The organism is Vibrio sp. 10N.222.46.A1, assembly GCF_041473595.1.
Taxonomy (GTDB): domain Bacteria; phylum Pseudomonadota; class Gammaproteobacteria; order Enterobacterales; family Vibrionaceae; genus Vibrio; species Vibrio tasmaniensis_A.
The window spans coordinates 1-14,153 of the sequence record NZ_JBFRSN010000100.1; the positions used below are offsets into that span (position 1 = coordinate 1).

The 14,153-nt window shown below is 40.2% G+C and carries 11 protein-coding genes; 10 read left to right on the plus strand and 1 reads right to left on the minus strand.

Translation table 11 applies throughout. The annotated features are described in order from the left end of the window. A partial coding sequence (locus AB4496_RS03510; protein ID WP_372130595.1) for a hypothetical protein occupies positions 1 to 859 on the minus strand: 859 nt, incomplete at its 3' end. Positions 860 to 1,081: 222 nt separating this feature from the next. Here AB4496_RS03510 and AB4496_RS03515 point away from each other — a divergent pair. The 10 genes from AB4496_RS03515 (at position 1,082) to AB4496_RS03560 (ending at position 14,075) form a co-directional block, all read left to right on the plus strand. After that, positions 1,082 to 1,855, plus strand: coding sequence for a hypothetical protein (locus tag AB4496_RS03515; RefSeq protein ID WP_102257441.1), 774 nt, complete (start codon positions 1,082 to 1,084; stop codon positions 1,853 to 1,855). Between the two features lie 10 nt (positions 1,856 to 1,865). Beyond that, entirely contained in the window at positions 1,866 to 3,038 is a 1,173-nt protein-coding gene (locus AB4496_RS03520) for a DotH/IcmK family type IV secretion protein (RefSeq protein WP_157936392.1), read from the plus strand. 6 nt (positions 3,039 to 3,044) lie between these two features. Next, a complete protein-coding gene (locus AB4496_RS03525; RefSeq protein ID WP_102257443.1) occupies positions 3,045 to 4,505 on the plus strand; it encodes a TrbI/VirB10 family protein in 1,461 nt (486 codons plus the stop codon). Positions 4,506 to 4,588: 83 nt separating this feature from the next. Further along, on the plus strand, positions 4,589 to 6,148 hold the full coding sequence (locus AB4496_RS03530; RefSeq protein WP_102257444.1) for a hypothetical protein: 1,560 nt from the start codon (positions 4,589 to 4,591) through the stop codon (positions 6,146 to 6,148). An 89-nt stretch (positions 6,149 to 6,237) separates the two neighbouring features. Continuing rightward, the gene (locus AB4496_RS03535; RefSeq protein ID WP_372130596.1) at positions 6,238 to 6,729 is read left to right on the plus strand and encodes a hypothetical protein; all 492 of its coding nucleotides are present in this window, start codon (positions 6,238 to 6,240) and stop codon (positions 6,727 to 6,729) included. A gap of 20 nt (positions 6,730 to 6,749) precedes the next feature. Continuing rightward, entirely contained in the window at positions 6,750 to 7,184 is a 435-nt protein-coding gene (locus AB4496_RS03540) for a hypothetical protein (protein ID WP_102257446.1), read from the plus strand. Between the two features lie 7 nt (positions 7,185 to 7,191). Continuing rightward, on the plus strand, positions 7,192 to 7,908 hold the full coding sequence (locus AB4496_RS03545) for a hypothetical protein (protein ID WP_102257447.1): 717 nt from the start codon (positions 7,192 to 7,194) through the stop codon (positions 7,906 to 7,908). Between the two features lie 20 nt (positions 7,909 to 7,928). Beyond that, on the plus strand, positions 7,929 to 9,188 hold the full coding sequence (locus AB4496_RS03550; RefSeq protein WP_102257448.1) for a hypothetical protein: 1,260 nt from the start codon (positions 7,929 to 7,931) through the stop codon (positions 9,186 to 9,188). A gap of 171 nt (positions 9,189 to 9,359) precedes the next feature. Further along, positions 9,360 to 12,515 (plus strand): hypothetical protein, encoded by a 3,156-nt coding sequence (locus AB4496_RS03555; RefSeq protein WP_102257449.1) that lies wholly within the window; start codon positions 9,360 to 9,362, stop codon positions 12,513 to 12,515. A gap of 90 nt (positions 12,516 to 12,605) precedes the next feature. After that, the gene (locus AB4496_RS03560; protein WP_102257450.1) at positions 12,606 to 14,075 is read left to right on the plus strand and encodes a DNA cytosine methyltransferase; all 1,470 of its coding nucleotides are present in this window, start codon (positions 12,606 to 12,608) and stop codon (positions 14,073 to 14,075) included. Positions 14,076 to 14,153 lie beyond the last annotated feature (78 nt).

Here is a 14,153-nt window from a genome sequence, read left to right on the forward strand (position 1 = left end):
GTGAATGCAAAAAGGAATTAATTCCGGCACATGCGTTTAATTCACTCTCACAAGAAAAGTCAGATGGACAATACGTATTAAACAAAAGAGACTCAAAGCTTTTTGATTGCTTCAAATGCTCATAGTGCTCTCGATTAAACGATTTTGCCGTTGAAAATTGGTACTGAGATTTTCGCTCCCCAATAAGGCTGATAGAAGCAATCGCAACGGACATCAGCTTAGAGAAGTACCGAATAAAACCTTGAGGAATTTGCCCGTCCACCCTCTGATTCTTAATTACTTCCAAACCTTTAATTTGGTGATCATTAGCATCACACCCCAATTGCACTAAAAACAACTGAAGCCCAGCAACTACGGTTGCTTGATAGTGTCTATTGCCGTCTAGCGCCAAGTAGGAAAGGTGCTTGTAGGTACGGTAGTGGTAATTTTCAAATAATTTCGAGTTGGCTGGCTCAACGTTTGAGATAGAACCTAGCAGCGGGTAAGAGGTCATCCCCAAAGAACGTAAAGCAAAAATATACGGTACACTTTGTTGAGTCATTGTGTATGAACGAGAAATATAATTCGCTAGAGGGTAGATAACCGCCGCATTAGTTAAGTCTTGCTTTCGGATTAACAAATTAGTTTCAAGCGCCAATTTATTAAGACGATTAACTTCAACTTGGTTTAGCTGCTCACGACGCTCATTGGCCAGCTTATTTAGATGCTCAGTACGCCCTAAAGCTAACTGTTCGGCATGAAGTTTTCGTTCTTGCTCAATGCGTAGTGTTTCAGTTAGCAGCTGATTTTGTAGGTTATGCTGCTTTTTAGCAATTTGAGCACTACGGATTGCGAGGTAATATTCAGCAACGTTGGTCATTATTTAATCCTATTTCAACAGGCTAACTCCGTGAACAAAGTGAGAACCGGAGAGCCAAATCTTTACGCGATTTTAACATGGCTAAGCAAAAGAAACGGGCGAAATAAGAAAAATTTTCAAAAAAAAACTCACAGTTAAAATGCTATTTACCTAAAATCGATTCGTAAAAACATCAAAAAACAATGTATAGTGTAAAAGATAATTGCGAACTGAGAGTGAAAAATGGCCGACCCTAAAAAAATAGCGAAAAATGCGGAAAAAGTAGCCGCAAGAGCAAATGATACAATCAAGTTCATTCAGTACACTCAACAAGCATTGATTCAATCTCTTTTGTTCCAGGCTGAAACCATTACTAGCCAACGAAAAACAATCAAAATGTTAATTCTGAGCGTGATCGTACTATCGATAGGGTTGGTTGTAGCTGCGACAAGAGAAATGCCTGAAGCTCAGGTCTATGGTAGAGACAAAAACGGTCATTTTTATAATTTAGTTCCTTTAAATAAGAATGATGTACACCTTACGAACATTCGCATATGGGCAGAGACATGCGTAATCGACTCTTTAGATTTGTCTTTCATTAACACCCTCAATCGAATTAATAAAATCCTCAATTCTTGCTTTAGTGATCAAGGAAAAAAAAGCTACCAAAACTGGCTCTTGGCTGGAACATCTGATCGGACGATTAGCTTCAGTAATAATTCCGAAATTTATGCCGACTCTGAACTCGGCATGATCATAGAAGATGAAGTAACACTAAATGCCTCCCCTAAATCACCAGGCCGTTTGCGTGAAATTCAACCTATAACTGACGGCGAAACAGGCGAATCTATAAAACGATGGGAGCTAACTTTTTCTATATTATTGAGAAAGCAAGAAGGTTTAAAGGGAAGCGGCACTAGCACAAAGGTTGCTAAAGTTATTATGAGTCGAACTAATAACCCCGCATTTGAATATGGCGTATCAATCGATAGCTACTCACTTTCATCATCTAGGTAAGGGTTTAGACATGTCTAAATATGTCAAAATGGCGCTGCTAGGTTTAGTTGTAACGCTAAATGCCTTCGCTAACGAAGATTTAAAATCCGGCGATATTGATTCGTTGTTAGCTCAAACTATTAGTGAGCAAGCGATTCCCGAAGTTAGTAAGGATAATGAAGTGTCTGAAGCTGAAGTGATGAAAAGCGATAAGACACAAAACGAAAAAAAACGAGATAAAAAGCAGGCAAATCACTTTATTCGAAGTATCAACGAAGATGGGTACTCCACGGCTGAGTATGACAAGAAGCGTGAAATATTAACAAAGATACTGTCTCAAACGGATGACCCTAAATCAATACTTGAAACTTTGATAGCAGAAGGTCCATTGTCCAACTCGTTCAACGATATATTTTTACTTCGATTAGTGGCCGATGAATTACAACGAGCTAAGAATAGCCCCTTGCTTGAAACGGAAATTATCAATGACCAATACTCAGTCGATCACACTGACCGCTTTAAGATGTATGACATTTATGTACATGATTCAGGAGAAACGCTATTGGAGTTTCTAGATGTCACGGGTCACCCTTGGCCAATATTTGATTTTTCACCGACAAAATCACTAGAAACTAGAAAAGGTGAATTAAACATGCTCTGGATTAACCCGTTAGTAAAGCATGTGAAAACCAGTCTATTTGTAAGTTTGAGTGAATATAGTGCTCCTATCCAATTTAACATTCGATACTCCAATGACAAGAGGCATGGTTTCGCATCGTTTAAATTACCCTTCATCAGCCCAATAAACCCAAATGTAAACAAAGCACCTTCGAATACGAACTTTGATTTGGAAATTTCAACAGCTTCAAAAGAAGACGGGCAGATCACAATTCGTGAGCAACTAGACAGCAGAGAGCTCTCTTACCTCGCCTCAACAGGTAGATTTAGAGATAAAACAAAATTAAAACAGGAGGCAATACCTGTAATGGTGTCTGACCCTAGCATAGCAACGGTTTGGTTCTACAACGGGAACTTTATAGTAAGAACACCAAACCAATTGTATTCATTCGACAGGATGGTTAGTTCTGAGGGGGAGATGAAAGTCTTTATTTCATCTACTTTGAACTCAATTGTTCCGTTAAATCGCAGTGGTGAAACAGTCAATTTATTCATTCCAGATTATCACAATTATGTACAGAGGTAGCGCACAGTGAAAGACATCGAACAGACTCCGTTGCCTGAAAAATCTGAATCAATAGGAACAACTAAAACTCCTGAATCTGTAACGCCAGTTAAGGAGAAAAAAAAGCTTAGTATGACTAAGGGTGGGAGCATGATATTTAAAATATCAGCTACTATCTCTGTAGTGGTTTTCAGTACCTTAATTGTAGTCACAGTGTTTTCTGACAATGAAGATGAATCGAATGATTCATTTAAGAGCAGTACGACAATAGGTTCTATACCAATAAGCGATGACAATGTTTCCCAAGAGCAAATAAATGCTGTGGACGGGGCCGAAAAACAGAGACAAAAAAAAGCCGAAGATTCTTATACGTCATATGTAGGTTCAGATGCATTAAATATCTCTACATTTTCAAGTGAAATTACCCCTTTAGAGAGCGCCCCTCAAATAGCCGGTACTTCTGCCGAAGAACAGCCAGAAGCAGAAACGGAAAACGAAGCCCATTACGACGCATTTGAAGGTGCCGATGACGGTGGTAAACCCCACGTAAGCCCTTCAAGAGTTAACACAAGGTCACAACGAAGTGACGCTGGAAATCATACGAACGGTAGTGGTGGCACTTCGTCTGTATCGGACGTGAAGCGAGAGAATATCCTTGCGCAATTTGAAGAATTCTCGAAGCCAATAGATGTTACTGCTGGTGGAGAGCCCCCCAGTCACACTAGATTCAAAGCTGTTAATTTAGAAATGGACTCCTATAGCCAAGTCGCATCGACGAAGGGCGGATTTACCAATGGTAACGAATTGGATATGTCATACGATGGTTCTGAGGAGTTTGAGTATGACACCAAGCCATCCAGTGAAAAAGTAACAGATGACGGTCTAAACCAAGGGCGAGGTCGAGGATTAAGGCTTGGGGATTTCATGTTAGGGAAAGTTAATAACAGCCTAAGATCGTCATCTAAATCGCAATATATGATGGTTGAAATATTAACGCCACCATTAAAGGGAGCGATTATCCCGTTCAACCCAACATTAGAGTATGACAACTATGTATTTGCAAGCGATCGTGTCAATTTCAATGAGTTTAAAGGGACATTGCAAAGCGTTGTTGTAACACCGGATGAAAATTTAGCTAACGGGTACCGAAGTGGCGTTGATTACCATACTTTTTATAGAGTCACGATGATGCTTGCTGCAGGTTTTGCTTCAGGCGCGAAAGAGTATATAGGTCAGTTAGGGGGCGCTGTGTCTGTTGGTAACGAAACGACCGTTGTTGAAGGTCGAGAATTTAAATGGAAGGAAGCTCTCGCCGTTGGAGCGGGTAGCGTAGTCGATGAAAGTAGGGAGTTAATTCAAAAAGAAATAGCGACACCTCCGACTGTCTGGGTGGATAACGGTGATATTGTAGGCATTATGATCACAGAAGATTTTAACCCTGCGTGGTTCCCGTTTATCCCTAAGAATCAGCAATCCATCTATGAATAATGGCACCATTTAAAATAGGTTGATTGGAATATGTTTACTCGCTATCATTAGTTTATACATAGTATTATTTTTAGGAAGTTTATATGACCGCTGGAACGCATAATGAGTCCCATGAAAACATAAACGCATTGAGCGAAATGGAAAGCATTAGCGAAGACTCTAGCGGGATGCAGGATTCGAACTCCGCGACCGAAGATGCTCTATTAAATGAAATTTACGCTCAAGAACAACAAGAAGCTCTCAACTCTCTACATGAATCTAACTCTGAGTCTCAAATAGGGACTAATAACGAATTTGATGCTTTATCACTGGCTATGAGTCATAGTCAATCCAACTCTAAAATGAGTGATGATACGCATAACTTAATGACTGAGGTTAAGCCAGAACAGACTGAGGTCGATTCTACTTTTGATATTTCCGATACTTTTCATGCTGAATCAGATCAAGAGAAAGTTAACGTAGACGATGCGGAAAGTGCAATGGCAATGTTTGGCCAGCCAAGCCAAGAGTCAAACCACACTCAGACTGAGAATGTAGAACTTGATAAGGGTTTTGAGGCGCCTGAAGCCTTTAGTTCAGATCAAGCTATGGAGATGCTTCAATCACAACTAACATTTGAAACTCCCAGCCAAGACGTTGAAGCAGAATCAATTGAAGAGGTTGATTCAGAACAAGACAACATGGTGGAGGAAGAATCGTACAAGGCCCCAATCTACCTCCGTAAGTGGTTTATTCTCATTATCATGCTTTCGATTATCTCGGTCATGATTTTAGGGGTGATTTACTCATTTATGTCGGCCTCTGAAGGGGCAATCAAATCTCCACAACAAGCAAATGCTCAACCATTCAATCAAAGCCTGGTTAGAGAACAACCATCTTTAGAAGGCGGAACCGACCTTACAAAATCTGGCGTCGATCAATTATTTAATGGTTTAGCAGTTGGCGAAACTCTAGAAGACCGAGACTATACAGACTCAGACCCTATTACACGTAAAACCATTCTGACGTTAGAAAACGAAAACTTACAATTAAAAAGCGACCTTAGTGTAACTAAAGAGTCTCTTCAGCAGTCACAAAAAGACTATCGCCAAGTTTTAAGTGATAAAGAATTAACCATTTCAAAATTAAGCAAAGCTAATGATGAGATAGAAAAACTCAAATTAGATATCAAGTGGCTAAACAAAGATATAACTTCCAAAGTAACGAAAATTTCTAACTTAACATCGATAAATACGCAGCTATCTATCGATGTTGAAGCTGAAAAGCGCATATCTAAAAGAGAGAAGGAAGCTAGACTTGTAGCAGAAAATCGCTATGTAGAATTGGTTAATTCACGCTCGAAAGAACTCATGGATATAAATCAATCTCTTGGCCAACTCCAAACAGAATTCAAAAATGTTATCGACGAAAAAAACTCTCGCGATGCACATAAAAAATTGCGCCATCTGCTTTTTGTCAATGTTTCAAATGGAGTGGGCAAATTTTTCAAAGTTAAAGACGGGGAGCCATATGGAGAATTGCTCACGTTACAAACCGGCGAAAATTTAATAGGAAGAGGAGAGGTGTTAGCGGTTGACCCATATGGTTGCATACGGTTTAAAGATGGTAAGCAATATCAACCTGTTAACGGCTTCTGCCCATAAAGAGTTCTTATATCATGCTTAGTTCGTTTATTTCATTATTATCATATTTTACGTACTTTATTTACTTCTTTGCTATCGCAAGTGGGTTGATGATCATTTTAAGCGTGTTTCATAGCTTAGATAAATTAAAGACATCCAATCAACAAACAATGCAGCAAGAGACAAACGTAACAAACATAATGGTACGTTTATTGTTTGGCTTGATGTTAATCACCATAAATACCGTATCCATGATGCTGGCAACTTCCATAGGGGTTGATGGCCAGTTCATTAAAGACCCCTACGCTCAACTTGGTTACATGAATGGAGCGGTACCATCAGACGCAGAACTGAAGTTAGCCTTGTTTGTACTCACTATATCAAGGTGTATGGGTGGTTTTGCCTTAACCGTAGGTCTTAAGCACGGGCAATATGCCGGACACCCTCAAGAGCAAGTAAGAAAGTCAGCTCGCTTAAGGGCTATATGGGGTTTGGTGTGTGGCTGTATTTTTATATTTCCAGAATTTTGGATGAATCTAGCAGAAAGTTATTATGCAGATTTGTCTTATCTTAATGGCCTTTTTAAACGAATAAATAGCTAGAAACTCGATAAGGAAAAACAATGAAAAATATCACTCAAGAGACAAATAAAAAGTCTGTATTGTTGGCGTTAATTACGGCTGGCATCGTCGTAACCTCGCCATCGGCTTTTGCAGCAACAGGAATTGAAGTCATAGGCACTAACATAGTGCGTGTTATCGCATTTTTCGTTGGTATCGCATTCATTATATCAATAGGTGTGGGGGCGATGAAATGGCTAAGTGTGGGTTACAGCTTGGACAAACTTAAAGGGCCACAGCAAGATCCGAATGCAAGCAAAGACATTGGAATCGACTTTTTAAAAGGTCTGTGTCTAATCGGCGCTCCAGCTCTGATAGTTATGTTCATAGTTTCATTTTTCGGTACTACAGAAGTAATCAATTTTATGATGGGCGGCGAAAAGGGCTTATCTACAAGTGATATGCTTAATTTAAATCAGGGTCAAACAACAAAATAGGCAATTTATGAAACCACTTGCTATAAATCGTACTGAATGCGTTGATCGTTTATTAGAACAAGAAAACCCATTATTTTTGTCTCTGGCGAAGAAAGTATTAGCTAGAGATAATAAAAAATGTTTTCTGTGCGATTTTTCTGCATCCAAGATGCAGCAAGTGGTGACCAAAAATGGTTGCTATAAAGACAGTGATTTTACTTTAGATAATATGGTAACAGTTTGCCCTTTTTGCTTTCTAGGGCAACGACTTGGCCACGCCGCATTATTCGACAATAAGATCACTTTCGTATATCTACCCGAAATATCTCAACCCGACTTAAACAACCTGCAGCGACTCATGCATTACTATCAGTCTCATCCAGACATCCCAATGATTCATAAGAAAGAAACGGATATGACGGAGCAGGAGCAAGGCCTAATCGATTTCTCAACCCATGTTGAAGCTTTCCTTGGCGAGTTAGAGCAAAGAGTGTCAATGGTTACCAACGCTTATCGACATGCCAATCTGCACGATCAAAAAACATTGGTTACCATGCTGTTTGAAATGCCAGAGGATGCTTATGAAAAACGAATGAAATTTTTCGAACCTATCCGCTATCTCGTGGATACCGAGTTAGCAGATGAACTCAATAAGATATATTCAAAGGAAAACTTTGTATCTCTCAATGGTCACGTCGAAATGCTCTACAGTCGATGTCTAAACCTGTCTAGCCTGAAAGCATAGTATCTACCGAAGAGGGAACGATGGATTCAGGACTCAACTCATCACGACAACGCGATCAAAAAAAAGAACCAGTTCTAATTTGGAAGCTTAACCCAACAGGTCGACTAGATCACTGGTTGATAATAACTGTAAGTGGCAAGGTCAGTCGCTTCCATAGCAAATTAGCTATGGAAGAATCATTAAGACGTAGAAGCAATGGTAGATTCTATTGCAATGTCGACGAAACCACACTGCAGGAAATAGATGGCTGCAGCTTTCACTGCTTATCGCTGACGCCCTACGAATACAGAAGTCTTTTTTCAGTCTTGTCTATTTGGAATCCAGACTCAAATGATGACTCAGTACTACTAGATAGCTCACAAGACAACTTTGCCATCAAAGGAAATAACAGCCTTATTAAATGGCTAATCAAATATGACCGACACCTCAATATGCTGCGTCGTGAAACCCAACACCCAAATGCTCTCCCAAAACCAACTGGCAACCATGCTTTCTTAGGGCGATGGCTTGAAAGGGAAAGCATACGACTTTACCCGCAAGGGGTCGTCATGGATAAGCAAGTATTCTGTCAAAGGTGGGCTCCTACACACTGGACTGAATTATTAAAGCAAGGGTTGTTGCTTCAAGAACCTAAACGTAATCCAGCTCTCATTAAGGTGTGCCGTAAGGACCCCAAACGTATATTGCTTGTGGAGCAAATTGCGTTTGTCCTCGTTAATGTAACTCGTACGACCGTAAAGTTAGATTGGCCTGAAAAACAAAGTACGTGGATGTCAAATGTTGAACTGAATGCCATCAGTAATTTGGACAGCAAGCTGAAATTTACCATTGAAGATGTATTCACTGTCGACTCAAAGGCAGTTCAACATATCCAAAGTAATTGGGTAGAAGACGACACGCTGCAGTTGTCCGTTACTCATGGGATAGCAACAAGAAATTTAGTTAACGAATACAAAGGAACCTGGACAAGTGTTTGGTGGAAATGTGTAGAGCGTGCGAATTGGATAACAATAATTGGTGAAGTTCAGCGTTCACATCAAATCATTGCAACTGGCTTTGGCAATGGCTACGTCAGCTTCTTTTGTTGGGCCGGAGAAGTTGCCCAGCTGTGCGAAGTATTCAAAATGAAAGCAGCAGTACTAAAAGTGGAAGAAAAGGAATATGACGCTGAATTCCAGCAAGAATATATAGCAATTAAGCAGAAACAGCATCAAGACGAACATATTAAGAAATCAGAAGATCAGGTGAATTATGAACCCTTATCGTCATCCTCAATTTAACTCCTGCGCAATAGCGCAAAGCCTGTGTGAAGTTGAAATTCTATCGCCTGAATTACTCGAACAGCTCGATGGAATTGTCGATTACTCAACCCCAGCTTTACGAATTAATTATCTCACCTCGGTAATTGAAAAAAACGACTCTGACACGTCAAATACAGGGAAGCAATAACAATGATATTCTTTGATTTTTTTAACAAGCTGAGAGGAAATAAAAAACTTCAAGACGAATGTGCTCGATACATAGACCTTGAAGCGCCTTGTCTCATCGACCCTGCGACCATCTTAACTACACAAGGGGTTAGGTTATCGCTTGTTCGCCTGAATGGGTCAATGAACATACTCGGAGATGCAAAGTCGCAGGAATATGCGTTGGCATACAATAATGTCTTAAGCATTCTAAAAAGCTATTTTAATTCGGACAAAGTGTGTGTCGCCTGGATGTACGAACAAGATCCCAATTTCTCTAAAGACCTTATCAATGAGGTTACGCGACCTTCACGTATTGCTGGTGAAAAGCTAGGGATTGATGTCGAAGAAATGTATCAAGAACTGAACGGTGCGAATGCTGAAATCAGCATGGCTCAAGACAATGTGATTGCAATTTGGACGACGCCGACAACACAGATGGAATATGTTGATGGTAAGGTTGTTCCTGTCCAAACTGAAGAAATGCAACTTAGCAATATGCACAAAACTTTATTTCAAGGCGCGTCCAATCCTTTTCTTTCAGATAGTCAAGCCGTTGAAATACACTCAAACAATGTAAAGGTCATACTACAACAGCTTCGAAATGCGGATATCATTTGTGACAAAATAGAATCGAAAGAAGCAGCACAGTGGATGCTAACACGCATAAATCCGACTCATCCCAAATACACTCAACTCAATTTTATCGACGATAAGCGGATAGGTACTCCCACCCCTGGGGCGTGGATACTTAACCCCGATACAAACCAACTTAATATTGGAGCGTTCCTTGCAGAACCGTTGTCTGCTCAAATGGCACGTAAAACCATCGTAGAAGATGGTATCGATGGCGTTCTCAAGATAGGAAATCGCTATTTTGGAACGCATACGGTAGATGTACCTCCGAAACAAAACATACCTTTTAATATTCTACTAAAACGACTCAAAGGCGTTCCTTGCCGAATTACATTTATCATGAAGCCGAAATCGAAAGATATGTGGTCAAAGTTAAATGAAAGCATCAATAGAACCATTGGTGGCTTAACGCAAAAGAACAGAGAATATTACCAAAAAATGATTCTGATGGACTCATTCCATCAAGAGTTTGATGCACCGCCTGTCAATGTTCAAATCCTAATCACGACCTGGGGTGAATCTGAGCAAGATATCAATCGACATGGTGAAAGCTTGCAACAAGCTATGACGGATTGGGGGGGGGCAAGAGTTACTTTTGATAACATTAGTCCATTCCAGACGTATTTCTCATCTATTGCTGGTGTTAATAACGCCAGTCACAGCGACGGATTTCTAATTGGCGCGGATAAATTGGCCGATATTCTACCCCATCAATCTGAAAGTTCCATAAATGAGTATGGTCCGATTGTTATGCGCCATGAAAGTGGCAAGGTTTGCCTACTTAATCCCAACAACATTTATCAAGATTATGATTACACGTTGTATATTGCGCGTCCAAGACAGGGGAAGTCATTAACAATGAATGCCAAGTCCATAGCTTCGATGATGCCAGAGGGTGTAACTCACATGCCTTTAGTTGTATCTATGGATATCGGTCCATCTTCAGAGGGAGCTTTTCAATATCTACGCCTTATGATGGAGAAGAAATACGGTTCTGATCAAACAAAGAGACTCATCGTTTGCCAAAGATGGGACCCATCTAGTGATAATTGGAAAGTAAACCCACTGGATATAAGACTGGGACGTAAGGTGCCAACGAATCAGGAGTTTCAATTCATTATCAACTTTTATGCCTCTGTCTGCGCTGAACCGGAAACAGGTTTTCCATGCAAAGGTGGCAAAGATATTTTACAAGGTATTATTGAGGCAACGTTCCTACGCTTAGCGCAACGTAATGAAAGTAAAAAATTCAATGCAGCCATAAGCCCTGAACTCCAAAGTCTCACGAAAAAATATGGAATAGTGGTAAGTAAAACGTCTTCCATTAACTCGGAAACCATTTTATATAAATCCTACTTTGAAATTAGAGATGAACTCTTTCAGAAAGGTTCGATTGAGGGGGCATCACTTGCACATCGAATGGCGATGCCAACGATCGATGATTTAATCCAAACTTTAACGACAGACGCAGCTATAAAAAAACGTTACCAACGAATCTATCCTGAAGGTATAGAAACTATAGCATTCAAGTTAAGAGCTCACATAACGCTAATGCCGCATTTAACATCCAATACGACCTTGGACTTTGCCGACGCGCATGTGATCAGCTTTGACTTAAAGCCAATAGTGAGCGAATCGACTGATAACGAGTCTCGCATCCGACTTTTTGCTGAATACTTGCTGGCAATGAACATTGGCATGAAAAAATTCTTTATCAATGAAACGATCCTTAATGGTATGGATGATTTGTATCACGCCTATTGGAAGAAAGGCATAAACCAATATCGAAACGTAGACAAATGCCTGAACCTCGATGAGTGGCACGCATTAACCGTGAAAATGAATAATGATCGAGGCGATTCGATTTCGGTTCCTGTTGCGGGAGCAATGTATATTGAATGGCTTGTAAAAGAAGCGCCTAAGTGGAGACTTAACATTAACCAAGCTAGTCATTCCGCTTCTGATTTTACATCTACGATGAAAGAAAAAGCGACAAATGTGTTTATATACTCCGGCACTACAGGTAAAGAGATAGACACCCTAAAGAAAGACTTCAGCTTAAGCGAAACACAAGTTAAAGCTCTGACTTCTTTACATGGCCCTAATGGAAAGCAAGGTTCTCAAATGCTATGGCTATATACTGTCAACCTTCCAAATATGAATAGTATTCGTGGTTCAGCAAAAGTCGAATTCTTGTGCAAAGGTTCAATGCTTTGGGGGCTGAACACCTCTGCTAAGGACTTGCCACACAAACTTAGATTGGAGAATGAGCATGCTGGTAAACCCTGGCTTAAGGGTTTATGCAAAGCCTTCCCGTCCGGCTCTATGGAAAACTATCGAAATGGCTTAGTACAAAGCTTGCGAGAATCCAATATAGCCGCAGAACAAATGGAAAAAGGCATTGAAGAACAAATTTATGACAAATCAATTGTTGCGATGAATACTTTGCAATTTGGTACTGAAGTTATCGAAGACTCCGAACTAATTAAGCAGAAATACAGTTAAACACTGCTTTTCTATGATTCCGACGTATTTATGAACTAACGGGTAGTACGATACCAACAACTAACTGTACTACCCATCAGGAAATTTAGTATGTCTGCCATTACCATGTCTGCTACAGCTCCAGCCGGAGTGTTCACCAAGCAATTAACGATTACCAGATACAGTTGCGGTAAACGTAAGGTGCAACTATCTACAAATATCTTGGCGCTAATGGGCTTTAAGAAAGGAAGTAAAGTCGTAGAGCAAAACCTCGGTGATGGGCTAGGTTACGTCGTGAAGTTAAGCGAAAAACTGCCGTTACTAAGCAAAGTAAAAAGAATTTATTCTAGGACCTATAAGAGCGGTAGGAAAAACAACCCATTTGAATTGACGTTTGAGACATCATCCAAAGCGATACTCAATTCCATTCCAGAAGCGACCGATAAAGTACATGTATCCATATCCTACGGAGAATTTAGAGTCGTTCCTATTGTTAATCAACTAGCTGAGCGCTTGATGCAGGTTTTAACAAGTAAAAAACCGCTATCGTGCTTTTCAGCTTGCACAGCTGGAATCGATTGCCATGCAGCAGCAAGCGAAGGTTTTAAAATAGACCATGTGCTCGAATATAGACCGCGTAATGCATCGGACAAAAATGCTGATTTTTCAGAGTCAGGAATCTTATCTGCAATATCAAATGTCGAAGTCGGTAACGTGTTCAATGAAGATATTACCCATGTCAGTATTGATATGCTTAAGAAATATTACGCTGAAAAACCAAGCTCATTATTTACAATATCATTAGAGTGTTCTGAGTTTAGCCGCCTTAAATCCGCATCCGAACGGGAGGCATCGTTTCAGTCGGGCAACAGTAGCCTATCAATGGTTTATGACGGATTGAGAATTATAGATGGCCTTAAATTCCCAGTAGTATTAATGGAGCAAGTTCCCGGATTCAAAGATTCAGATTTATATAAGCTATGGGATTTAAGACTGCGCCAAATGGGGTATAAGACTAAAACGGCAGTTTTAGACGCAAGAGAATACGGTGGGGTAAGCAGTCGTGCTCGTCTGTTCCACTTTTCAACATTACTCCCAACAAAATTTGAATTCCCTAAGCCAACCCCACGCACCACAACGACTGTATGGGATCAACTGGTGGCCAAGTACATTCGAGAGCCGGTAACCAAAATAATCAGAAACAAGCCTGTGACAATGTATGGTCAGCTTAGGGATGTAACGGATACGAGTAGCGTTAAGAAAGGAATTGAAACAGGGAGAATCAGAACTATCTCCGAGTCGTCGCTGCACGCTCCGTCACTAACAAGAAGCCAAAGAAAACAGACTAAAGATGCAATATATATTGAGTACCAAGGGCGATATTTAATGCCATCTTTGGAACTAGAAGCAGAAATAATGGGTGTTCCTGAAGAGTTTGATTTGAATATGAATTCAATCAATTTGGCGAGTGCGATACTTGGCCAAGCTGTCGATTGGCCATTGTATAAAAGTATAATAAGTCAGGTGAAAAAACACTTATTACAATTCATATACGGGAAAGGCGAAGCAATGGTTTGGTGATAATCATTGTCGACTCAACTCTTACATCAGAAACAAACGTTAGGGTTGGTTACAAAGGAAGACCTCGCGAATTTCAGT

Bases quoted from the DNA above. Each gene is read 5' to 3' on its own strand.
- AB4496_RS03550 (WP_102257448.1), top strand. From the start codon at position 7,929: ATGGATTCAGGACTCAACTCATCACGACAACGCGATCAAAAAAAAGAA.
- AB4496_RS03515 (WP_102257441.1), top strand. From the start codon at position 1,082: ATGGCCGACCCTAAAAAAATAGCGAAAAATGCGGAAAAAGTAGCCGCA.
- AB4496_RS03530 (WP_102257444.1), top strand. From the start codon at position 4,589: ATGACCGCTGGAACGCATAATGAGTCCCATGAAAACATAAACGCATTG.
- AB4496_RS03535 (WP_372130596.1), top strand. From the start codon at position 6,238: ATGATCATTTTAAGCGTGTTTCATAGCTTAGATAAATTAAAGACATCC.
- AB4496_RS03545 (WP_102257447.1), top strand. From the start codon at position 7,192: ATGAAACCACTTGCTATAAATCGTACTGAATGCGTTGATCGTTTATTA.
- AB4496_RS03520 (WP_157936392.1), top strand. From the start codon at position 1,866: ATGTCTAAATATGTCAAAATGGCGCTGCTAGGTTTAGTTGTAACGCTA.
- AB4496_RS03560 (WP_102257450.1), top strand. From the start codon at position 12,606: ATGTCTGCCATTACCATGTCTGCTACAGCTCCAGCCGGAGTGTTCACC.
- AB4496_RS03540 (WP_102257446.1), top strand. From the start codon at position 6,750: ATGAAAAATATCACTCAAGAGACAAATAAAAAGTCTGTATTGTTGGCG.
- AB4496_RS03555 (WP_102257449.1), top strand. From the start codon at position 9,360: ATGATATTCTTTGATTTTTTTAACAAGCTGAGAGGAAATAAAAAACTT.